Source organism: Micromonospora sp. NBC_01655 (genome assembly GCF_026339755.1).
Taxonomy (GTDB): domain Bacteria; phylum Actinomycetota; class Actinomycetes; order Mycobacteriales; family Micromonosporaceae; genus Micromonospora.
On the sequence record NZ_JAPEQF010000002.1, the window covers coordinates 1 to 20,467 of the forward strand.

Here is a 20,467-nt window from a genome sequence, read left to right on the forward strand (position 1 = left end):
TAGGTCGGAAAGTGCTGATCAGCTATGAACCCTTTCCCTGCGGCCCAGGTCAGAGCGGGTTTCGGAACACATTTCATGACGATGCACAACCGTTCAGTCGGCCCCGACTGTCACTGATCTTGTCACCGCCTGGGCGTGCTGCCATCCAGGCCGCAGAGGTCCTCCAGCACGTCCGAGTAGATCCGCCAGTACTCCAGCCGGGTGTCCGGCTGCTGCGCCGCTCGGACTCGCCTCCCCGCCGACCGGACCGCCCAGCAGACCGCAGCGGTCCCGGCGACGATTGCGACAAGAGTGACGCCTGGTGCGTACGGATGGTGGCGCATGTGGTATCCCCCCCGAGGGACGCTGCGGCTGCGAAAGACAGATAAAACACCTGTACGAGAGCCTGTGGGAAGGGGGTGACCGGCCAACTGCCGGCGATCCTGAAAGCACCCTGATAGTCGGTGGCGCGTGCAAGTTGCACGTGATATCTGATCAACTCAGCGTGATGAAATGCGGGAATCCCACGCTTCGAGCGCTGCTAGATATCCACGCAACGTGTCCGTAACATGGGCTGCCGTCAGCCTGAATCAGGATTGCCGGGACATCACATCTGCGGATAGCGCATCAAGTGACGTTGGGCAATCAACCGCGCGGAATGCGCACACCGTACTCATCGGCCGGATACACGTCCATCAGCCCGTCCGGCTGGCGCACCACCAGCACCGGGACGCCCTCGGCCATCCCGAACCGCGCCCGCTCCTCCGGCGTCGGCATCCGCGCCGTCACGAGCTGATCCGGCTCGCCGATCAGCTCATCGACCTCCGGCGCTGGACCGCGCACCCGGATGCCAACGCCACGCTCGACGTCGATCAGACCCTCGGCGCGCAGGGTGTCGATCGCCTTCTGCGCGGTCGCCTTGCCCACGCCGTAGTCGTACCCGATCCGGGCCTGCGCCGGCAGCAGCGTGCCCGGCACCCACTCCCCGGCCGCGATCCGGGCCCGCAGCGCAGCAGCGAGCTGCCGGTGCAGAGGCACCCCGGAGTGGGGATCGAGGGTCACAGGTCGGACGGTATGGACAGCCGACCGGTAGACCGGATCACCGGTTAACCGGTAGACCGGTGATCTACTTGGCGTCCTCTGTTCGCTGGCGGACGAACATGCCCTTGCCCTGCCACGTCTCGATCAGGCCCATCTCCTCGAGGAGCCGCATCGCGGTTTTCACGGGCGTGTTGCTGGCCTGGTACTGCTCGCAGAGTTGGGCGATCGTCGGCAGCCGGTCGCCCGGTTGAAGCTGTCCGGTCTCGATCGCGGTGCGGATGTCGCGGATGATCTCCCGGTACACGGGCGTTCTGGGCATGGCGTACCTCGGTCTCGTTGGCACATCCGAGCCTGCCAGCAGTGGTGACGTTGTGTGTGTCCTGGGTTGACTAGGAGCACTTGGAGTCCTACCTTCGGGTGGTCGCCCGGTCTCGTTGGCACGGGTCGCGCGGCATCTGGTCCGGGCGGGGGCGGTCCCCCCGTACTGTCCCGCCCGGCCCCCACCTCCCCCGCGACGGAGGCACCGATGGTCGAGCGCCCGCACGACGGTCCGCTCCCGCACGCGCACCCGGTGGCGCACGGCCGGCCCCCGCAGCCGGACGGCGATACCGTCCCCCAGCCGCCCAGCAGCCGCCGGCTGCCGCTGGCCACCCGCGAGGTCGTCTACGGCTGGATCTGCGTCGCCCTGGTCGTAGCTGCCGTCGTCATCGGCCTGCTGCGGTGAGCACGACCACGACGGGTGGGCAACGCACCTGGTGGCGAACGATGATCGCCCACCGTCCCGTCGACGGCCGATGCCCGCGGTGCGGGGTGGCCCGCTGCTGGCGCCGCGCCGAGGCCCGAGCCGCGCTGATCGTCGCCGGCCTCTGGCACCTCGGACCACCCGCCGACCTGTAACCCCGCCGCCTGGAGGCCCCCGTGACCGACGCACCTGCTCCCGCCCTGACCGACGACGAGATGACGTGGCTCGCGATCACCCTCGCCGCCGACGAGCACGCCGCACACGCGCTGCCGGCCGTCCTCGCCGACATGGACCGCAGCCAGCTCGACCATCTGGCCACCGTGGCCGAGCGACTCGCCCGGACCATCCGGCCGGTGCTGGAGATCCCCGCCCCCGGGTCGAGGGCGGACCGGGCCGAACAGGTCGCGGTCAAGGCGGCCCGACTGCTCGCCGCGGTGCCGCCGGAGGAGCTGAGCGCCTCAGCCCCGGGAGACCACGTCGCGGTGAGCCGGTGGCGGCTGTTGGCGCTCCAGGTGGCGCTGGAGGAGTGGGCGCCCGGGGCGGTCGATCGGATGCGATGACGCACGCAGAAAGCCGCCCCTGACCAGCACGGTCGGGGGCGGCTCTGCGTCAGGGTCACACAGAACAGCGGTACCGCAGCTCATGCAGATGCCCCGACTTGATCAGCACCTCGCAATAGACCGGTCGGCCCTCCGCCGCAGCCCACACCCGGAACGTTCTGAGAATCGGCACCTCTGTCGGCAGTTCCAGCGTCACAAACTCGTCGCTGGTTGGCGGCCGGGTCGAGATGATGTCCTCGAACGCCGTCAGCTCCACGCCCAGCTCGGCGAGCACCGCCGCCGCCCCGCCCCGGATCCGCCGCCGCTCCGCCAGGGCCGTCCCCCGCGCCAGATCGACCGGGTAGTAGACGTGCACCAACTCCGCCGGGTCGTCATCCAGGGACAGCACCTGCGCCCGGCGCACCACCGGCTGCCCTGGGGCGAGGCCGAGCGCGGCGGCCACCTGCACCGGTGCCGCCACCTCGCCGACGTCGAGTAGCCGGGACGCGCCCCGTTGTCCCCGCTCGGTCGCCGCAGTGATCCAGGCGTACGGCTGACCGGGCGCCGCAGGGACCGCGTACTCGGCCGGGGTGACGGTCTGCTGCTGGGTGGGACGGACGTACACGCCCCGGCCGGGCTGCCCTTCGACGTAGCCCTCGGCCTTGAGGATGCCGATGGCGTTCTGGATGGTCGCGCCGGGTGCGCTGTAGGCCTGGCCCAGTTCGGCGGTGGACGGCAGCTTCGCCCCGGCGGCCAGGTCGCCGCTCATGATGTCGGCGCGCAGGTCGGCGGCGATCTGCTGGCTGCGGGGCCGCGTGTCGCGGGGAGGGGTGGGCACCGGGTTAGCCTGCCGATCGGACGTAGCGGGTATGCCTGCCGGCGACCATCACGTTGACGTCGACCTGGTAGGGCTGGCCAGCGGCGTCAAGCACGATGCGGGTGAGCACCAGGACCGGGTCGCCGTCTCCGAGCTGCATCGCCATCCGCTCGTCGAGGCTGGTGACGGCCTGCGCTGCGGCGGCGGTGATGTCCTCGTGCACCTCGTGCGGTTCGTAGCCCACCTCGGCGAGGAACCGGGCGGTCCCGCCGGAGACCTTCTCCGGCTCGGCCAGGATGGTCATCCCTGCGATGCTCGCTGGCCAGTACGAGCAGGCGATCTCGACGGGCCGGTCGTCGGCGAGGATCAACCGTCGCCGGGCGACGACCGACGTGCCGGCCGGGATGCGCAGGCCCTCGGCGATGTCGTCCGGGGCGGGAATCGTGCCGGCGCTGAGGATGCGCTGGCTGCCCCGCTCGCCACCAGCGGAGGCTTCGGCTGCCCAGGCGTCTCCGGCTGTCGGCAGGATGTACTGGTCGGAGGTGGTGGCCCACCTCGGCTGTCCCATGATCCGGCTCCCCCTCGACTCGCGCTGACCTGCGGCTGACCTTACTGCCTGATCGCGCAACTTCCTTGGAGACTCGACTCTACTCATCCTTGCTGCCTCATGCATATGGCTGTACGGTGACCGGCATGCAGATCCCCGAGTCGATCCGACCCACGATCGACGCCGTCCTCGCCTGGCTGACCGGCTACGGCCAGCCGATGCTCTTCGGCGCCGGAGTGGTGGCTGCGCTGCTCGCCCTGGCCCTGATCTGGCGGTTCCTGCGCACCGGTGAGGTGCACGAGAAGCTCGGCGTGGTCGCGGTCAGCCTGGCCACCCTCTTCGCGATGGAGGGCATGTTCGAGGTCGCCCACGGGCCCCTCGGCCTCAACACCGCCGGGTCGCTGATGTTCTGCGCCACGTTCGAGGTGGTGATGCTGCACCAGGGCAGCCTGGCCGCCCACAAGCTCGCCGCCGCCGCCGAGGGTCAAGCCCCGGACATCACCAGGCACATGCGGTTCGTGTGGCTCGTCGCGGTCGCCTCCGGTGTCATCGCCTCCACCGCCTCCAACTCCGTCACCGAGGTGGTGCTCCGGCTCGTCACCCCGCCGCTGGCAGCCGGTATCTGGTACATGAGCCTGTACGCCGACGTCGAGCCCGCCGAGCGGCAGCCGTCCCGGTGGATCTGGACGCCGCAGCGCATCGGCGTGCGCCTGGGCCTACTCAAGCCCGGCGCGGTCGACGACCTGACCGAGGTGTTCGCTCAGCGGCGAATCTCCGCGCTGGTCGAGGCAGGCATGGAGCTGTACGTCCAGCAGCAGGCCGCGAAGCTGCGCGGCGACAAGCCGGCCGAGCCGTCGCGGTGGCGGCGTCGCCGCAAGTCCGACCCGCTCGCGGGGGCACTGCGCCGGCTCCAGCAGCTCACCAAGGCCGCCGACGCCGACACGGTCCAGGCCGCTCGGGAGCAACTGCGCCGGGTCCTGTCGATCGAAACCGAGCTGTTCCGCGACGACACCCAGCCGACCGCGACCGAGCGCGAGCTGATGGACGAGATCCGCATCAGCACCCGGATGACGACAGCGAAGTGGCGCAACGAGGTGGACCAGATCCGGACGGTCGACGCCCGGCCGCAGGCCCGCCACCGGATGGTCCACGGCGTCCTGATGCCGGCCCACATTGCGGACCAGATCCCGGACCAGATTCCGCAGGAGTGGTTGGACCGATTCCGGACCAGCACGGTGGACCAGACCGAAGCCCCTGACCTGGACCACCCGGCGGACCAGATCCCGGCCGCCGACCTGGACCAGTCGCGGACCACTCCGGTGGACCAGCCGGCCGGACCGGACCGGACCAGCGAGGTGGACCAGATCCCGGACCAGACCGGGCCGCGCGACCTGGTCCACGCCCGGACCAACCCGGCCCCCGTGGACCAGCCCGCGACCAGCGCGGTTGTGCCCGCCGTCCGGACCACTCCGGTGCAGCGGACCACCGCCCGCGTGGACCGCGCCCGCCCGGTCAGCCCCGCCGCCGGGGGCGAGGTGCCGCCCCGGATCCGGGACATGGTTCGCGACCTGAAGCGGGCGTACCGCGGCGACATCCCGGGCCGCCGGACGGTCATGGACCGCATGCGCTGGACCAGCGCCGGTGACGCCCAGACCGCCATCAACCTGGTCCGCGCCGAGCGGACCAAGACCACCGAGGAGAGCTGATGTTCGGCAAGCGCCAGCCCGAGCCGCCCGTGCGGCAGGACCAGGTCGCCCGGCTCATCAAGGCGACCGACGACGAGGACACCGCCGCCGCCCGGGACATCGACAGCCCGCAGTTCGGGCGCGCCCGGGCGGTCCGGGACGCGGTGGCGAGGGCGTCCACCCCGGCGGAGATCGACGCCGCGTACGACGCGTGGCGGCGCGGCGCCCGCTGACCCACCCACGCGGGGCCCGGCCTACGCCTGGACAGCCCGGCCGGGCCCCGCACCTACAGAGAGGCACCACCCATGATGACCGCTCCCTACCGGGTCGCCGGCACCGTGCCGGCCGACTCGCCGCTGCGGGCCCTCGCCGGCCACACCATCACCTTCCCCGCCCGCACGCAGGACGACGCCAACCGGCGGGCGGCCGAGCTATGCCAGGCCGGTGCCGTGCCGGTCGTCTGGCTGACCCGGCCCATGCCTTGGACGCCCATCGCCCTTGGCCTGGCCGGTGCGGTCCTCGGCGCCCTGGCCGCCGCGCTCATCGCGATCCTGGAGGGCCACGAGCTGCTCGCCGGGATCGCCGCCGGCGCCATGGTCGTGAACGGCCTCCTGCTGTTCCCCGCGCTCGCCCACCTGGAGATGGACCGGTGACCATCTACCGCGTGCACGTCTTCGACGGCCAGTACGAGGTGCTGCACAAGCGCGTCATCACCTACCAGCTCGACCTGGAGGGCCCCGGCGTCGATGGGATGCTCGACCGCCTGCTCCAGGCCCTCACCCGGGCGGCGCGGGCGGAGAACGAACCGATGGACTCCCCGCGGCTGGAGATCCGCGACACCCGGACCGGCACGACGGTCCTCGACTGGCTGGGGGGCTGACGTGGAACACACCATGTCCCCGACGGCGGTGGCGATCCTGCTGCTGCTCGCGATCGTCGTCGACTACATGAGCATCGGCCCGAACTCGCTGCGCGACCGGGCCGCGTTCTTCATGGCCCTGCCCGCCATCCGCGAGGGCTTCAACGGGTCGCCCGCCGACCAGAAGACCGTCGCCGCAGCCGGCGGCGTCATCCAGAGCCTGCTCGACTCCACCGGCGGCGCCTACATCGCCGGAGCCAGCGTCAACGCGATCCTTGGCGCGATCATCGGCCTGCTCTGGATCTACACCATCGGCTGCCTGCTGCCCGTCAAGCTCGGCAAGAAGCTCGGCCGGTTCGCGACGCTGAGCTTCCCGCAGAGCCCGCTCTACCGGCTCAACGGGAAGCTCTGGATCGTCGCGATCATCCTCGGCATGATGTCCGACCTGCCCGGCGGCGTCGTCGGGGACCTCACCCGCTCGCTGGTCGACATCGTGACCGGCGTCGTCGCCCCGCTGCCCGCCCTCCTGTTCGGAGCTGCCTGATGCTGACCACCACCACGCTGCTGGCCGCCGCCGAGGAGCCGTCCCGTGGCTGGGGCGGGCCCATCGCCCTGGCCATCGTCGCCGCCGTCTACATCGCCGGGGCCACCATCCACCACCACGTACGGTCCCGTCAGGACCCCTCCCCCACCGGGGAGGGTGACACCAGTGTCAGTGTCAAACCGCAGGTCAGCGCGGCGTCTGACACCGATGACACCACTCGTGACACCGGCTGGTGGGGGCGGATCGTGGAGGTCGGGGGCCAGCGCGTCCGGGCCACTGGAGCCAGGACGGCGCCGGCCCGCGAGGCCGACGTGGACCTCGACCTGGACGGCGACGACGAGCAGGACGAGCCGGAGACGATCGAGGACGTCATCGACCGCCTCGACTTCCGGGGTGTGCCGTATGCCGAGATCGTCGCCACCGTGATGGGTGGGTTCCGGGTCAGCGAGTCGACGGCGAAGCGGCGGATCCGGGATACGCGGGCGGCCCGCGCCGAGCAGCCCACGAGCTGATCCCTGGACGCACGAGAGCGCCCCCGCCGGCCGGAGCCGAGCGGGGGCGCTGCGTGTGCGGGGGAGGGCTACTCGGCGGGCTCGACGCCGGCTGCGCGGCAGATCTGGCGGATTCGCTCCCGGGTGTAGCCGGTGGCGGCGACGATCTCGCGCTGCGGGCGCCGGGCGCGGGCTGCCTCGACGATGGCCGCCGCGAGGCGGGGGCGTACGTCGTCGAGGGCCGCCTTGGCCTGGCGGTGCTCTTGGCCGAGGGCCTCCAGTTCATCCATGGGCCGAGTGTGGCACAACCAGCTTGGCAAAACAACTTGGCCTACCCGCTTGCGTCACGCCAACCCGTTGTGCCAAACTAGTTGGCGTAAGGGGAGCGCACCAACCGAGGGAGACAGAGATGACCGCCGCCCAGATCCGCACCGCCGCCCGCCAGATGGTCCAGGCCGGCACCGCCCCCACCCTGGCCGCCGCCACCGGCATCCTGCTCAACGCCGAGGCCGCCCTCGCCGCCGCCACCTGGCGGGCCGGGCTCCCCGCCCAGGACCGCTGACCGCCCCCCGGGGCCGACCACCAGGTCGGCCCCACCCCGTACCGACCTGGAGGAATCCCATGAGCCAGCCCGCCACCGCCACCCCGACCAGCGCCCTGACCCCTCAGGACCGCCTCCGCTTGTTCCGCATCCTCGGCCGGATGCCGTTCGGGGGTGGTCTCCGGGGCGCCCGATCCCCAGAGGAGATGACCGTGGACAGCCTGGCCGACACGTTGGAGGCGCTGGTCGACCGGCTGAACGAGCACGGGGACGAGTGCCGGGCACGGGACGCCAAGTTGCAGGAGCACGAGGACCTGATCCGCGCCGGCCGGCGCCTGTTCGCCGCGCTCGCCGCACCTCAGGACTGACCCCAGACACGAATCGGCCCCGCCCTCCCACCAGGGGAGAGCGGGGCCGCTGAGGTTTGGTCGGCGCTGGCCGGGACGTCACCGGGCAGCACCGCGCCGCCGATCCTACCGGGGCGGCTGTCGCCTCCCGGACAGTCCCGCTTGACCGCCGCCGCTACGGTGCGCGGATGATCCGCGCCCTCCCCGCCACCGCCGCGCTCGTCGCCCTGGCCGCCGCGCTCGCCGGCTGCTCCAGCGACACCAAGCCCGCAGCCGCGCCGCCATCTTCGCCACCACCGCCGACTGCCAGCTCTTCACCGACCGGAAGCCCCACCGCCAGCCCGAGCCCGTCCGTCAACCCGGATACACCGCTGCCCCTCGGCAAGAGCACCCGCACCGCCGACGGGTACGTCACCGCGACCGTGTACGGCTACCGGCACAACGTCGCCAAGAGCGCGCCCCGCCCCGACGAGCAGCCCGGCTACGTGTGGGGCGCCGCAGACGTGAAGGTGTGCGCCAACAAGGACATCTCCGCCTCGTCGGTAGGGGTGTCCCACGGGCCGTGGGTCCTCGTGTTCGCCGACGACACGGTCGCCGAGCCGTCGTCTACCGGCTACGAATCGTTCCCGGAGCCGGCGTACCCGTGGGCGGAGAAGGCCCTCGCGCCGGGCCGGTGCGTGCGCGGGTGGATCACGTTCCCGGTGCCGGGGAAGAAGCGGCCAGCGTTTGTGGAGTACGCGCCGGAAGGCGAGGAAGTGACGCCACGCTGGGCGGTGAAGTAGCCCGGACACGACGATGCGCCCCCGCCCGGCCGCGTGAGGCCAGAGCGGGGGCGCTGTCTGTCTGGTCGGCGCCGGCCGGGAGCTCACCGGCGGGCACCGCAGTGGAGAACCTACCGGCGTGGTGCCGCCACCCGGGCCACGGTCGCCGGGGACCACACCCGGCCCCGACCCACCAGCGACACCACCAGCGGCGCAAGCACGGCCACCACGCCGAGGATCGCCGTCTGCTGGGCGTCGGAAATCGGCAGACCGAACGCCACCAGCAGCGCCAGCACAGCGGTGACCGCCGCGGTGAGCACGCCGACGGTCACCAGCGGCTCCGTGGCCGCAGAGTCGAGCGAGGGGATCTGGGTCATCAGTACCTCCTGGGTACGGTCGTGAGATGGTGCGGTACAGGCGGGTCCCCGCCGGCTGGGCGGAGATCCCAGAGCCGTGCCCGGCCGGGCATGCCGAGACGACCCCGGCGTGGGGTGCGTGCCCGGTGCCGGGCTGCGGGGTGATGGGGAGGCAGTGGCGGTGCCGGCGGCCCGGATGCGACCGGGTGACGCAGGACCGGCACCAGTGCCAGCAGTGAGGCGCGGGCGACCCTAGCCCGGACAGCCGAACTCGGTACGGAGCTGGGCGATGCTCGCGGCGATCCGCAGGCCGGCCGGGGTCTGCGGTGGGGACTCCCGGTACGCGTCATCCAGGGCCACCACCACCCCGCACCAGCGGCGCTCCGACTCTCGCCGCGCCTCAGCGGACAGGGCCGCCGAACGGGTTGACGACACCAGCGCCAGCCCGGCCGCCAATACCGCCGTCAGCAGCACCACGACCAGGACGTGCCAGCCTCGGACCGTCACCGCGGATCACCCGCCCCGGATGATGGGGCCGGCGACGATAAGGACGGCGGCGACGACGATGGCGGTGACGGAGAGCCAGATCCGTCCGACGTCGCCGCCTCGCGTCGCAGCCCCAGCACCCCGCCCACCGCCGGCCCGGTCAGCAGCGTGACTGCGGCGACCAGCAGCGCCTCCGAAGCCCGGCCGGCCGGGACCAGCACGGTCTGGTGGACTATCACCCCCAGGCCAACCGTGACGCAGCCGAGGTCGCGTAGCGCCCGGGTGAGTCGCTCCAGCCTCACTCACGTGCCTGGCCCGGGCCGGCCAGCGCGGTCAGCGCGGCGGCGAGCGCCGCCGGGTCCTGGCCTGCGGCCACCAGCGCGGCGGCGACCTCGGCGGCCGTCTGGTCGCCCGACCCGGTGAGCAGTTCCAGGATCTGGAGCGTGCGGCCGTCGGCGTTGGTGGCCAGGTTGTTGGCCGTGACCAGCGCGGCCGTCTGGTCGACCAGCACGATCCCGTGCGCGGTCCGCCCGTCGAAGCCGGCCGGAACGAACGCCCAGGGCAGGCGGGACATCTCGGCGGCGACCTTCGGGTCCTTCAGGATGGCCAGGAACTCGGCAGCGGTCATGGTGCTCTCCTTGCTGGTGGGGGCCTTGATCAGGCCGATGGTGGTGAGGTACCGGCGGTACACCGCCGTCTGGTCCCGTCCCGCCTTGATGGCGTCCCGGAAGTAGCTGATGTGCGTGTGCCAGCGGTGCGACGAGTCGCCGGTCGTGCGCCGGCCGAGCCGGTCCCACCGCTTGACGGTCTTGCCGTCCGGGGAGTAGATGACCTCACGGATGTCCCGGGTGTCGGCCGTGCCCGCCTTGCACTGGGCGACCAGCCACAGGGAGAACGACCGCAGGTCATGGGTCTTGCCGCCGACGCGGACGGACCAGTCGCCGACGTCCAGGGCGCACGCCCAGCCGGCCAGCCCAGCCTGATCCCGGGGGGACTCGACCACGGAGTAGTCGCTGACCTTGCCGGACACCCGACGAACCCGGTCCGAGCCGCAGTGGTAGCCGCCGATGTGGGCGGGGTCGCCGACGATCCCGACCTCCGCCGGGTCCAGGTCGGCGGCGCGGGCGGTGCCCTTGTTGATGTCGAGGTGCTGAAGCAGCAGCTGACGGACGGCCAGCAGCGGGGCAGGGGCGCTCGTCACGATGGTCCTCCGGTTACAGGGGTGAGGGGGCCGCGGCGCTCCAGCAGCTCCGGCCAGGACAGGCCGGTCGCCAGCACGGTGCCGCAGGTCGGGCATCCGCCCGGGTTCCAGCAGCCCGCTGAGTCGCGGCGCCACTCGATGCCGGCGGAGTCGGTGACGATGCCGGTCACCGGCGGCTCGGGCAGGGACAGGGACACGGGGCCTCCAGGTCAGCGGCGGCGGAAGGACGGCATGCGGCGCATCAGCGTGGACAGCAGCCGCGGGGTGGTGCGGGCGTACGAGTCAAGCTCCAACGTGGCCGCGCCGTCCGACGCCCGGTACTCGCTGGAGACGATGCGGAAGACCGTGACGCCGTCTCGGTCGGTCGCGTTGAGCGCGTCGATCCTGGGCAGGATGCCGCGCACCCGGATCAGGCCGGGGCGGATCTCCCAGGGCATGACCATCCGGCCGGTCTCCATGTCGAGGATCGGCCGGGCGACCCTGAGTCGGCCGCCGTTGAGGGCGTACTGGTGCTCGGCCAAAAACTGGTCCCCGGCCCTGATCGCGTCCGCTGACGAACCGACGTCGGAGCCGAGGTCGATCGACGCCTGGCGGTTGAGCCCAGCAGCGACCAGCTCCGGCACCACCGACGACCGGAACACGAACCGGCTGCGCCCGGCCGAGTCGCGCCAGCGGACGGTGACCATGTTGTAAAGCCCGTCGGCGCTGCCCTGGGAGTCGTAGCCGTCGACGACGTCGCATTCGTACCGGACCGAGCTGGGGCGCTGCACCCACTCGAACCGGTACCGGCCGGCGTCGGTGCGCTCCCATGCCCGCCACGTGTACCGCGACTCCAGCGCGAGCAGGTCCTCCAGCACCTGGGCGGCGGTGACCCCGTCCGGGTACGCGAGCTGATCGATTGCGTGCGTCGTCGCCGCGATGGTGGCGGTCGCGCCGTCGTAGTCGGTGAGCAGCCGGCCGATGAGATCGGCGACCACCTCGGAGGCGAGCACCGTATCCGCGTACCCCGTGGTCCGCTCACTGCCGGTCGCGTCGAAACGCATCGCCACGACCGCAATGTCGGTGAAGCTGGCCCACGCCAGATCGCTGGGCACCGTATACAGCCCGCCGGCCGTGCGCCAGTACCGCAGGTCGAGGGTGTCCCTGCCATTGGCCCAGTTGGTGCCGACCACACGGGTGGCGTACGGGCCGCCGTTGGTGCTGATCGTCGCCGTGCGGGCCGTGTCGTTCGCGCCACCGCCGGTGCTCAGGATTGCATCGACGTTCATATTGGCATCGTTGGAGCCGCCATCCCAGGCGTATCCGATCAGCGCGATCTTCTGACCGGCCAAAGCGATCCCGTCGTAGCGGGCGCTCACCCGGGACGTGTTCGAGATGTGCAGCCCGTCGGGGAACTGGACCACGAGCGCGTCCTTGCCGCTGCCGCCGGGGTCGTCCCCGCCGCCGACGGTCGCCCCGGTCACGTTGACCGCAGCCCGGCGGAAGTCGCTACTGCCAAGGCGCTGCACGTAGATCAGCGGCACCGTGCGGTCCCGGGTGTGGGCCTGGCCGCCGACGGCCGTCAGGTCCCAGATCTGCCCGTCGCCGCCCGCCCCCCGGCCCGGGTCCTCCATCCGGCCGTCCCACACCACGCTGCCGTCGCGGGCGTCGTACACGGTGACCTGCCCGTAGTAGGCGATCTCGTCGGGCTGGGTGGTCAGCGGCCGGGCCAGTGGCACCGTGCACGAGGCGTACCCGCCCGGGTCGGTCCACCGCATCACCAGGTCCCGGGCGTCGACGGTGACGTGCCGGTCCACGCGGGGGGTGCGGAGCCGGACCGTCAGGGGGATGGGCAGGCTCACGCGTCTGCCTCCGGGTCTTCGAGCTTTCCCTCCCAGATCACGGTGCCGTCGCTGTCCCGCCAGCGGATGGTGACAAGCTCGGCCAGCACCTCGGCGGAGGTGACGCCATCGGGGTACACAACTTGCTCGATGGGCTCGTCGGGGCTCACGGCACCTCCTCAGCTCGACGGTGGGCGCGCGTAGAGGTAGCGCGGCCAGTAGTACGGGGTGAGCGTCGATGTCGAGGTCAGGACGTCCCGAGGGCTCCCGCCGTCGACCAGCCACACGACACGGTTGGTGACCCCCGGCGAGATCAGGGGCAGGCCACCGACCGGGGAATCCGGCTGCGCCGGCATCCGCACCTCACCGCCCGCGCCGACCGCGTACACCATGTGCCTGGCGCCGTCGACGATCCCGGCCGCCGACCCGGAGTCCGACCACACCCGGGCCACCGCGTACCGATCGTCCGCCGGCACCGGTTGCAGCAGGTCGACGTCGAGGGTGCCTGTGCCGGACACACGCTGGGCGTACACGGCGATCCTGGTCCCGCCGACCGGCGTCTCGGTCGCCGAGTAGCCGTCGTACACCGGGTCAGCGCCCACCGGCAGCTGGATGGTGCCGAGGTCGTAGTAGGCGACCACCCCGCTCTGCGTGACCGTCACCGGCGTGTTGTAGATCGGACGGTTGGTGGTGTTGCCGTAGACCAGCTGCACCGACCACACGTCGGAGATCTGCGAGTGCCGCATCCGGGCCAGGATCCGGTACCGGCCGCGCACGTCCGGGGTGGCGACCGCCGGCCACGATGTGGCGTACAGCCGCTGCTCCATCAACGAGGTCGTCGGGGTGATCCGGGCGTAGTTCGGCCCGGTCCCGCTCATCAGCGGGTCGTTGGAGGCGGCCAGCGCCGTGGCGGTGCCGGTGGTCATCGCCTCCGCCTGGAGCACCATCGGCATCTGCGACGGCGTGCCCCGCCGGCGGATGCCCATCGCCACGGTGCGGTAGTCGTAGACGCTGCCCATGACGTCGCCGCCGAGCCGCAGGTAGAGGGGCGTCTCTACGTCACCGCGCACGCCGGCGATGTCGAGGTAGCAGCCGCCCGGGCTCGCCGGGTTGTTCGGCACGGTGACCGGGGCCAGCGTCTCGCGCAGGCCGTACGCGAACGGCTCGGCGAGAATGTCCACGTCGACCAACCGCAGCATCGTCGACCCCGCCACCTCCGTGATGCGGTTGATCGGCGACCTCAGCGTCCGGAAGAACACCGGCGCGGTGGTGCCCGGCTGCCAGCGCAGCACGTTGGTCGGCCGGTCCAGCTCACGGCTGAGGGCCTGGAGGCGAGACGCCGCCGTGTCCGCGCTGGAGACGATCAGCTCCAGGCGCAGCCGTAGCGTCCGGTTGTCGTACACCGCCGCGGTGACCGTCGCCCCGTCGGTCAGGAGCGTCTGCGACATGCCCCGCCGCAGCTCCGGCGGCGACAGGTCCGTGCCCTCGTACCGCAGGCCCCAGCTGATGTCGTCGTTGAGGTCGAGCCGGACCGTCGGCGTGGCCGAGATCGCATCGACGAACTGGACAGTGTCCACGCCTCACCCCGCCCGCGTGTAGAGGTCAGCGGTCCGGCCAGAGTCGATCCGGACCATCGGCATCCGGGCCAGTACCCGGGTCAGCGCCTGCTCCATCTGCCGGCCGAACTGCTCGGCCAGCGCGTCGTCAGGCCCGCCCCCAGACCGCCCGGCCGCGCCTGCGGCCCGGGCCGGCGCGAGCTGCCGCAGCGGGGCACTGGCCACGGCCGCCGACCGGCCCGCGTCGTGCACGTACGCGTCCTCACCGAACGTCACCAGCTCCGCGCCCCGCTCACCCACCCAGTACGTCTCACCGGCCTCGACCGGTCCGCCACCGGCCCGGCCGCCGATGCCGGTGCCGATGGGCACGTTGCGGCCCTCGGAGCGCACCACCACCTCGTTGTGCTGGGTGGTGATCACCACCCGCTTGGACCGGATCGCCGCGATCAGCCCCCGGACGGTCTTCAGGTCATGCTCAGCCTGGCTGGTGTCGACCTTGACCTCACGCTCAATGTTCGGGATCCCGAACATCTCAGCGGCCAACTCCTCAGCCCGCCTGCGAGACGCCCCCATCGCCACGGCGCTGCGGATGAACGCCGCCCGGCCCCGCTCGGTCACCGCGGCGGCCTGGTCCTCGCTCTGCGTCCGTTCGAGCACCGCCTGCGCATGAGCTTTCGTGTCCCGCACCAGCCCGTTCAGGACTTCCCGGTTCTTCCGGCCGACCTCACTGTTGGTCTCAACGCCGCCGCTGGCCCGCTTCGCCGCCGCCGCCGTGTCGTCCAAGGAGCGTTCGAATGCGATCTCCGTGTCGATGACGGCGAGGTTCTGGTCGCGCAGTTCCCGCAACTGCTCCTGGAACGACTTCACCTCGGCGGTAGCAGATCCTGCGGCCTCGTCGACCTTCCGCAGCCCGTCGGCCGTCTCGTCGCCAGCGATCTTCCCGATGACGGCGGTGCTGCCGAGAGCGCCTTTCAGCTCGTCGACCTTCGCCCGGCCGTCGTCGATCCGGTCCGAGAACAGCGGGTTCCAGCCCCACAGCGCGTCCGCCGCCGTGTAGCCGGCATCGGCCACATCGAGGACACCCCGGTACAGGTCGGCGAAGGTATCGACGAGCGTGGTGACGGTGCGGATGCCCGACTCGCCGACCATGAACACGTACCGCAGCGCCGATGCGCCCTCGTCGGCGTCGTCGGCGAAGGTCGACAGCATGTCGGACAGGGCGTCGCCCAGCCGGGGCAGGCCCTCGGAAATCTCCCGCACGATCGGCCCGGCCGCCTCAGCGGCGTCCCGGATCCCCGGCGCCAGCTCCCGCATCAGGTCACCGACCCCACGGGCCAGCGGCTGCACGTACTCGGCGGCGGCGCCCAGCGCACCGTCGATGTCGTCGGAGATGTCGTTCCAGGCGGCCCGGATCTCACCGATCCCGGCGATCGTCGGCTGCACGAACTGGGCGCCGACCTCGTCGAGGTCACCCATCACCGTGTCGGCGAGATCAGCCGAGGCGGCCTTCACCCGTGCGTCCCGGGCGGCCAACGCGATCCCGCCAGCCACACCGCCGACACCAACCCCGCCGACGACCGCCCCGGCCACCGCCGCCGAGAGGGTAGGCACCAGGAACGCGGCCAGCGTGGCGGCGGCCACCGCCCCCACTGGGCCGAGGGGCGCCCGGGCGATCAACGGGCCGACTCGGGCCACGAACGCTGCGGCGAAGCCGGACGCCGCTTCCTCGCCCTGCTGCTCCAGGTCCGGCAGCAGCTTTTGGACGTTGTTCAGCTTCCGTAGCTCGGACCGCTGCCGGTTCAGGTCCTTGATGAGGTCCTTGTTGCCGGTCCGGTCGATCTCCGCCGCCAGGGACCGCATCGCGGCCTCGGCTACGGCGATGTCGGCCGCCAGGCCGCGGTACTCGTCGCCGGCCTCGTCAGCCTCCTTGCCGGACCGTCGGGTCTTGTCGCCCAGGCCCTCGACCTGCTCACCGGCGACGGTGGCCTTCGTGCCGAGCTTGGCGACCTCGTCGCCGGTCTTCGCCGCCGCGTCACCGACGTCCTTGAAGGTCTTCGACGCGCCAGCGTCCCGGCCGACGACGTCGAAGCGCACCTGCTCAGCCACGGCACCCCCTCACAGCGATAGGTCGAGACCGCCGCGGTTGTTGTCCCACCACACCAGGTGGTCACGGATCTGCCGTGCCGTCATCCGGCGCAGCTCGTACGGAGGCACTCGCGCCTCGAACGTCATGAACGGTTCGATCGCGGCGAGCAGGACGGCTACCCGGCGACCTCGGAGGAAGACCCCGAGGTCCCACCAGCCGGGGGGCGCTGCTCGTCCTCCCGCACCAGCTCGGCCCGCAGCAGCCGCACCTGGAAGTCGGTCAGCCGCCGCGTCGAGCCGGTCGCCTGCCGCATGGCCAGCCACGCCGCCACCCACCGGGCCTGCGACAGCTTCAGCGGACCCCGCTCCAGGTGCGGCATGAACGCGGCGAGGGGGGCCTCGATCGCCGCGTCTATCGCCTCCAGCTCGCCCGCCGTCAGATCCTTGAGCGCCTCGGTGTCGAGCGTCAGCTCCTCAGGCAGCGACATCCCGTCAACGCCGTACTCGTCACGGTCGGCCTCGCACAGCCGTACCCGGATGATCGCCATGGTCAGCCTCTCGTGATCTGGTCGAGGACGCGGTCCACCGCCGCCTCGATCTCTGCTCGCACCGCCGGCCGGGCGGCCGTCATCGGCTCCGTGACGAACTTCGGCTTCACCGCCTGAGTCACCCACGGGTTCGCCCGGGACGTCGCCCGGTGCTTCGCGTGCCGCTTCAGCGGGCGGCTGCGCCCGAACACCGGGTGCTTGAGCCGTCCGCCCTCCAGGCCGGCGACCTGCCGGGGGTTACCCCCAGCGCCCTTCGCGGTTGTGGTGATCCGTACCGTCACCTGGTCGCCGGTCGTCGTGGTCGCCGTCGTCATCCGCATGGACGGCACCAGCTCCCGGGCGTACCGATCCGGCAGGTACGCCGCAGCGTCTGCCCGGACCGCGGCCTTGAGCGCCGGCACCGCGTCGAGGATGCCCTTCCGCAACTCCTTGACCAGGTCCTTCCGCTCAGCGGCCGTACGCAGCCGGCGGGCCACGACCTGGAAGCGGTCGCCTCCCTGGACCTGGATCTGCATCAGAGCGTGGTGTCCGACGAGATGTACTCGATCGTCACCGGGGCGTTCGTGCCGTCGTGCTGGCCGACCCACGGGAACGACGTGCTGACCACGCCCGGACCGTCAGCCGTCGGCGTGTCACCGTTCAAAAAGATCATCGGCACCTTGAAGCGGATCGTCTCGTAGTACGTCGAGGCGATCAGCGGCCCGACGAACTCCCACACCAGCGCGGTCGGGGTGTCCGAGGCGAACCGGTCCGCCAGGTCGGCCTTCGTCAGGTAGTCGGCCTGGATGGTGCCGGACACCGCCGACCAGGCGTTCAGCACGCCCTGGCTGCGCAGCCCGGCAGAGCCCATGTACGGGCCGCCGTCGTGCTTCGGCCGTTCGATCCGCAGTGACATCGACCGGATCCCGTCGACGAGCGCCTCCGCCCCGTACGTGCCGAGCTTCAGCGCGGCCTGGGCGAAGTGGAACTCGTTGACGACCGGGTACGACGGCGCGGCCAGGGTCTGCGCCTCGGAGACGTCCCGCGCGTCGACCTCGATCGACACCGTCAGGCCACCGTTGACCTCGCAGCTGAACTCCGCGGCGGTGATCTGGCAGCCCAGGTACGTGTACGGGCGGACCGTGCCGCCCAGGTCCGGGACGCCGGCCTGCATGGTGTAGCTCTTGCCGGCCGGGTCGGCGAGCGGGTGCGTCTGGAGGTACGCCGCCGTCGCCCCCTGCTGCACCGGAGACACCGTGCCACCCATCAACCCGCCCAGCAGCAGGCCCATACCCTTGGAGTAGACCCCCATCGACAGGTTGCCGCCCGCACCCCGGGTCGTGACATACCGCCGGCCACCCGGATGCACCATCCGCCCGGCCGCCATCCCGCCACCCTGGTAGGTGGTCTTCCGCTTCCTGAGCTGAGCCGTTCCCTCAAGGAAGCGGCTCGGCGCGACGTACGTGCCGTAAGTGACCTCCGGCGCCAGCCCGAACGACGAGCCGAGCCCCGATCCGATCGCCATCAGCCCTGCTCCTCACCGCTGGTCGGGGGCTTGTCGAGCTTCTCGACGGCCCTCTTGGTGTCCTTGTCCTGCGCGGCCGTCCACCCGGCCTCCAGGTAGTTCGCCAGGTCCTCGTCCGGGACCTCGACGATGTCGCCCGGCGCGACCGACCGGCCGATCCACGGCACGAACCGCGCCTCGTCGTACGGCTGCTTCACCCTCGCCATAGCCCCTCCTCAGAACCGGTTGTCGCAGCGGACCGCGAACTTGATCGAGCAGATACGGCCCCGGCCGGCTTCCTCAGGGGTCGCGGTCTGATCCATGCGCACCCGCGTCACAAGCGCAGCGCCGGAGTGCAGCGCACCACCGAGGGTCCGGTCGCGGCGGATCTCCGTGACGAACGCGTCGAAGATGCCGAACGCCTGGTCGCGGACGGCCTTCGCGGCTTCCTCGCCACCGCCGACGCCGACAGCGATCTCGCACGGAATCTCGTACGTCTCGCGTTCCATCTGCGCGCCGAGCTGGGCGTGTACGACCTCGTTCGCGGTGTCGCCGTCGTCGAACGGGACCACGCCGACCGCGAACGCTGGGTTGGCGACGCCAGCCGGGAAGCCGTCCGACACCGAGTCAGACGTCAGGCCCGGCAGCGTTCGGGCGGTGGCCACCAGGTAGTCCACGGCGGCGGGAATGCTGGACGTCGCCATCACGCCACCAGCGGTGGCCGTGCGGCCGTTTCCAGGCGCTGCATGACGGTGTTCGGCACGAAGAACCCCAGCCGGACTTCGCCCTGCCCGGTCGGGCCGAACGTGTCGCCGCGGCCTTGGTCGAACACCGACCCGTTGCCGCCGGTCTGGGGTCGCCAGTTGATGCGGATCAGCTCCTTCGTGCCGTCGAGCACGGCGGCGGGCACGGCGAGCCGGCCGACGACGTAGGTGACCGTGGGGTTGCACCAGTACGACGAGCCGAGGCTGAGCACCCCGGCCGGAGTCACCGTGTACTCCGACGGCGGCATGGTCGCCCCGTTCTCGACCACGCTCGTCACCGACAGCACCGGCCGCTGCCGTAGCACCACCTGATGCCCGCCGCCGCCGTGTGTCTCCACGACGGTGCGGCGGGCGACCGGCCCGACGATGGACTCCACCACTTCCGAGGCGGACAGGATGAACCCGCGTAGCTCGTCGTCGTGGGTGGTGTTGGTCGGGTCGATGTTCAGGTGGTTTTTGGTCTCGCCGAGTCCGACGATGGCCGGCCAGGACGCGTCCGCGACGTTCACCACGTCCGGGTATGCCTGGTCGGGCACCCCACCGGTGAACGTCCAGCGGACCACGTGCCGGCCGTACTGGCTGGGCACATAGGGGTGCTGGTAGAGGCCCGCAGACGCCGGCGGGTTCGTCGGCGTCTGTGGGTCCACGGTCCCGTCGGGCCGGGTCACGGTCAGCGTCGCGGTGGCCGCGTTCGCCGGCTGACCCGCCGCGTCGTGGCACGTGGCGCTGAGCGTGACCGTGTCTCCGACGTCATACACGGGTTAGTTCCCCGACGCCTTGTCGGCGGGCTTGTCGACGGCCTTGTCCGCCGGCTTCGCCGTCGCCTTCGTGTCGGCGCGGCGGCGGCCCTTCGCGGCCGGCTGGCCGGTGTCCTGGCCGTCCCCGCTGGCCGCGAACTCCCGCACGATCGCCACCGGCGAGGTGTGGTCCCGGCCGGGCGGCGGGGGGATCGACCCGGCGTCGACCTGGTCGGCCGCCGCGGCGATCCGGTCCGCGGCCACGTCCGCCGCCGGGGAGCCCGGGGCGTTCGCGATGACCCGCTGCGCGTCGGCGATCTGGGTGGCCAGCCGGTCGTGCATCAGCCCCGGCACCTCGTGCTCGGCGGCGTCTCCGTCGACCAGGGCGCGGTAGGCGTCCGCCTCCCCGTCTGCGACGTCGTCGCCGACCGCGTACGCCAGGTACGCGCCGCGCGGGTCGTTCTCCCGCACCAGCTGCCCGTCGGTCGTGCGGTAGATTCGCCGGTCCGCCTTGATGTTTCCCGCCATCTGCTGGCCC

The 20,467-nt window shown here is 71.7% G+C and carries 33 protein-coding genes; 12 read left to right on the top strand and 21 right to left on the bottom strand.

The genetic code is table 11. The features are described from left to right. Positions 1 to 122: 122 nt before the first annotated feature. The 3 genes from OOK41_RS31490 to OOK41_RS31500 all read right to left on the bottom strand — a co-directional run bounded on the left by OOK41_RS31490 (position 123) and on the right by OOK41_RS31500 (position 1,339). Complete coding sequence (locus OOK41_RS31490; protein WP_266268103.1) at positions 123 to 323, bottom strand: hypothetical protein; 201 nt, start codon at positions 321 to 323, stop codon at positions 123 to 125. Positions 324 to 624: 301 nt separating this feature from the next. Beyond that, positions 625 to 1,041, bottom strand: a complete 417-nt coding sequence (locus tag OOK41_RS31495; RefSeq protein WP_266268105.1) for a GntR family transcriptional regulator — start codon at positions 1,039 to 1,041, stop codon at positions 625 to 627. Positions 1,042 to 1,105: 64 nt separating this feature from the next. Beyond that, entirely contained in the window at positions 1,106 to 1,339 is a 234-nt protein-coding gene (locus OOK41_RS31500; protein WP_266268107.1) for a winged helix-turn-helix domain-containing protein, read from the bottom strand. Between the two features lie 207 nt (positions 1,340 to 1,546). Between OOK41_RS31500 and OOK41_RS31505 the strand changes: the two genes are divergently transcribed. From OOK41_RS31505 to OOK41_RS31515, 3 genes are read left to right on the top strand one after another with little or no spacing between them, the layout of a single operon-like run. Further along, complete coding sequence (locus OOK41_RS31505; RefSeq protein ID WP_266268109.1) at positions 1,547 to 1,744, top strand: hypothetical protein; 198 nt, start codon at positions 1,547 to 1,549, stop codon at positions 1,742 to 1,744. Next, the gene (locus tag OOK41_RS31510) at positions 1,741 to 1,917 is read left to right on the top strand and encodes a hypothetical protein (RefSeq protein ID WP_266268110.1); all 177 of its coding nucleotides are present in this window, start codon (positions 1,741 to 1,743) and stop codon (positions 1,915 to 1,917) included. The genes OOK41_RS31505 and OOK41_RS31510 overlap by 4 nt, the downstream gene beginning before the upstream one ends. 21 nt (positions 1,918 to 1,938) lie before the next feature. Then, positions 1,939 to 2,322, top strand: coding sequence for a hypothetical protein (locus OOK41_RS31515; RefSeq protein WP_266268111.1), 384 nt, complete (start codon positions 1,939 to 1,941; stop codon positions 2,320 to 2,322). Positions 2,323 to 2,377: 55 nt separating this feature from the next. Here the strand turns inward: OOK41_RS31515 and OOK41_RS31520 are convergent, their stop codons facing one another. Then, on the bottom strand, positions 2,378 to 3,139 hold the full coding sequence (locus tag OOK41_RS31520) for a GntR family transcriptional regulator (protein WP_266268112.1): 762 nt from the start codon (positions 3,137 to 3,139) through the stop codon (positions 2,378 to 2,380). 4 nt (positions 3,140 to 3,143) lie between these two features. Next, positions 3,144 to 3,686 (bottom strand): GntR family transcriptional regulator, encoded by a 543-nt coding sequence (locus OOK41_RS31525; protein WP_266268113.1) that lies wholly within the window; start codon positions 3,684 to 3,686, stop codon positions 3,144 to 3,146. 125 nt (positions 3,687 to 3,811) lie between these two features. Between OOK41_RS31525 and OOK41_RS31530 the strand changes: the two genes are divergently transcribed. The 6 genes from OOK41_RS31530 to OOK41_RS31555 all read left to right on the top strand — a co-directional run bounded on the left by OOK41_RS31530 (position 3,812) and on the right by OOK41_RS31555 (position 7,265). Next, entirely contained in the window at positions 3,812 to 5,371 is a 1,560-nt protein-coding gene (locus tag OOK41_RS31530; protein WP_266268115.1) for a hypothetical protein, read from the top strand. Beyond that, on the top strand, positions 5,371 to 5,583 hold the full coding sequence (locus tag OOK41_RS31535; RefSeq protein WP_266268116.1) for a hypothetical protein: 213 nt from the start codon (positions 5,371 to 5,373) through the stop codon (positions 5,581 to 5,583). The genes OOK41_RS31530 and OOK41_RS31535 overlap by 1 nt, the downstream gene beginning before the upstream one ends. A gap of 75 nt (positions 5,584 to 5,658) precedes the next feature. Continuing rightward, entirely contained in the window at positions 5,659 to 6,003 is a 345-nt protein-coding gene (locus OOK41_RS31540) for a hypothetical protein (protein WP_266263859.1), read from the top strand. Further along, a complete protein-coding gene (locus OOK41_RS31545; RefSeq protein WP_266263861.1) occupies positions 6,000 to 6,230 on the top strand; it encodes a hypothetical protein in 231 nt (76 codons plus the stop codon). Before OOK41_RS31540 ends, OOK41_RS31545 begins: the two co-directional genes overlap by 4 nt. Before the next feature lies 1 nt (position 6,231). After that, the gene (locus OOK41_RS31550; protein WP_266263863.1) at positions 6,232 to 6,753 is read left to right on the top strand and encodes a hypothetical protein; all 522 of its coding nucleotides are present in this window, start codon (positions 6,232 to 6,234) and stop codon (positions 6,751 to 6,753) included. Continuing rightward, positions 6,753 to 7,265: a hypothetical protein gene (locus OOK41_RS31555; protein WP_266268117.1), complete on the top strand. Its 513-nt coding sequence runs from the start codon at positions 6,753 to 6,755 to the stop codon at positions 7,263 to 7,265. The genes OOK41_RS31550 and OOK41_RS31555 overlap by 1 nt, the downstream gene beginning before the upstream one ends. A 68-nt stretch (positions 7,266 to 7,333) precedes the next feature. On the opposite strand, the gene OOK41_RS31560 is transcribed toward OOK41_RS31555, so the two are convergent. Next, the gene (locus tag OOK41_RS31560) at positions 7,334 to 7,534 is read right to left on the bottom strand and encodes a hypothetical protein (RefSeq protein WP_266268119.1); all 201 of its coding nucleotides are present in this window, start codon (positions 7,532 to 7,534) and stop codon (positions 7,334 to 7,336) included. 119 nt (positions 7,535 to 7,653) lie between these two features. Here OOK41_RS31560 and OOK41_RS31565 point away from each other — a divergent pair, with 119 nt between their 5' ends. The 3 genes from OOK41_RS31565 to OOK41_RS31575 all read left to right on the top strand — a co-directional run bounded on the left by OOK41_RS31565 (position 7,654) and on the right by OOK41_RS31575 (position 8,914). Further along, positions 7,654 to 7,806: a hypothetical protein gene (locus OOK41_RS31565; RefSeq protein ID WP_266268120.1), complete on the top strand. Its 153-nt coding sequence runs from the start codon at positions 7,654 to 7,656 to the stop codon at positions 7,804 to 7,806. 59 nt (positions 7,807 to 7,865) lie between these two features. After that, complete coding sequence (locus tag OOK41_RS31570) at positions 7,866 to 8,153, top strand: hypothetical protein (protein ID WP_266268121.1); 288 nt, start codon at positions 7,866 to 7,868, stop codon at positions 8,151 to 8,153. A 167-nt stretch (positions 8,154 to 8,320) separates the two neighbouring features. Continuing rightward, a complete protein-coding gene (locus tag OOK41_RS31575) occupies positions 8,321 to 8,914 on the top strand; it encodes a hypothetical protein (protein WP_266268123.1) in 594 nt (197 codons plus the stop codon). A gap of 110 nt (positions 8,915 to 9,024) precedes the next feature. Here the strand turns inward: OOK41_RS31575 and OOK41_RS31580 are convergent, their stop codons facing one another. From OOK41_RS31580 to OOK41_RS31650, 15 genes are all read right to left on the bottom strand, one after another. Beyond that, entirely contained in the window at positions 9,025 to 9,270 is a 246-nt protein-coding gene (locus tag OOK41_RS31580; protein ID WP_266268124.1) for a hypothetical protein, read from the bottom strand. A gap of 231 nt (positions 9,271 to 9,501) precedes the next feature. Continuing rightward, positions 9,502 to 9,756 carry a hypothetical protein gene (locus tag OOK41_RS31585; protein WP_266263875.1) on the bottom strand — a complete coding sequence of 85 codons (255 nt, stop codon included), beginning with the start codon at positions 9,754 to 9,756 and terminating at the stop codon, positions 9,502 to 9,504. Positions 9,757 to 10,033: 277 nt separating this feature from the next. Further along, a complete protein-coding gene (locus OOK41_RS31590; RefSeq protein ID WP_266268125.1) occupies positions 10,034 to 10,936 on the bottom strand; it encodes a hypothetical protein in 903 nt (300 codons plus the stop codon). Continuing rightward, positions 10,933 to 11,133, bottom strand: coding sequence for a hypothetical protein (locus tag OOK41_RS31595; RefSeq protein ID WP_266268127.1), 201 nt, complete (start codon positions 11,131 to 11,133; stop codon positions 10,933 to 10,935). The genes OOK41_RS31590 and OOK41_RS31595 overlap by 4 nt, the downstream gene beginning before the upstream one ends. A gap of 12 nt (positions 11,134 to 11,145) precedes the next feature. Continuing rightward, complete coding sequence (locus OOK41_RS31600) at positions 11,146 to 12,777, bottom strand: hypothetical protein (protein WP_266268129.1); 1,632 nt, start codon at positions 12,775 to 12,777, stop codon at positions 11,146 to 11,148. Then, positions 12,774 to 12,926, bottom strand: coding sequence for a hypothetical protein (locus OOK41_RS31605; RefSeq protein WP_266268130.1), 153 nt, complete (start codon positions 12,924 to 12,926; stop codon positions 12,774 to 12,776). The genes OOK41_RS31600 and OOK41_RS31605 overlap by 4 nt, the downstream gene beginning before the upstream one ends. A 9-nt stretch (positions 12,927 to 12,935) precedes the next feature. After that, positions 12,936 to 14,333, bottom strand: coding sequence for a hypothetical protein (locus OOK41_RS31610; RefSeq protein WP_266268131.1), 1,398 nt, complete (start codon positions 14,331 to 14,333; stop codon positions 12,936 to 12,938). Positions 14,334 to 14,336: 3 nt separating this feature from the next. Next, positions 14,337 to 16,418 (bottom strand): hypothetical protein, encoded by a 2,082-nt coding sequence (locus OOK41_RS31615; protein ID WP_266268132.1) that lies wholly within the window; start codon positions 16,416 to 16,418, stop codon positions 14,337 to 14,339. 155 nt (positions 16,419 to 16,573) lie between these two features. Next, positions 16,574 to 16,945 (bottom strand): hypothetical protein, encoded by a 372-nt coding sequence (locus OOK41_RS31620; protein ID WP_266268134.1) that lies wholly within the window; start codon positions 16,943 to 16,945, stop codon positions 16,574 to 16,576. Positions 16,946 to 16,947: 2 nt separating this feature from the next. After that, a complete protein-coding gene (locus OOK41_RS31625) occupies positions 16,948 to 17,460 on the bottom strand; it encodes a hypothetical protein (protein ID WP_266268136.1) in 513 nt (170 codons plus the stop codon). Further along, positions 17,460 to 18,449: a phage tail tube protein gene (locus OOK41_RS31630; protein WP_266268137.1), complete on the bottom strand. Its 990-nt coding sequence runs from the start codon at positions 18,447 to 18,449 to the stop codon at positions 17,460 to 17,462. Before OOK41_RS31630 ends, OOK41_RS31625 begins: the two co-directional genes overlap by 1 nt. Next, positions 18,449 to 18,655 carry a hypothetical protein gene (locus tag OOK41_RS31635; protein WP_266262341.1) on the bottom strand — a complete coding sequence of 69 codons (207 nt, stop codon included), beginning with the start codon at positions 18,653 to 18,655 and terminating at the stop codon, positions 18,449 to 18,451. Before OOK41_RS31635 ends, OOK41_RS31630 begins: the two co-directional genes overlap by 1 nt. Before the next feature lie 9 nt (positions 18,656 to 18,664). Continuing rightward, positions 18,665 to 19,105, bottom strand: coding sequence for a hypothetical protein (locus tag OOK41_RS31640; protein ID WP_266268139.1), 441 nt, complete (start codon positions 19,103 to 19,105; stop codon positions 18,665 to 18,667). A gap of 26 nt (positions 19,106 to 19,131) precedes the next feature. Further along, a complete protein-coding gene (locus tag OOK41_RS31645; RefSeq protein WP_266268140.1) occupies positions 19,132 to 19,950 on the bottom strand; it encodes a hypothetical protein in 819 nt (272 codons plus the stop codon). Between the two features lie 3 nt (positions 19,951 to 19,953). Then, entirely contained in the window at positions 19,954 to 20,457 is a 504-nt protein-coding gene (locus tag OOK41_RS31650; protein ID WP_266268141.1) for a hypothetical protein, read from the bottom strand. Positions 20,458 to 20,467: the final 10 nt, after the last annotated feature.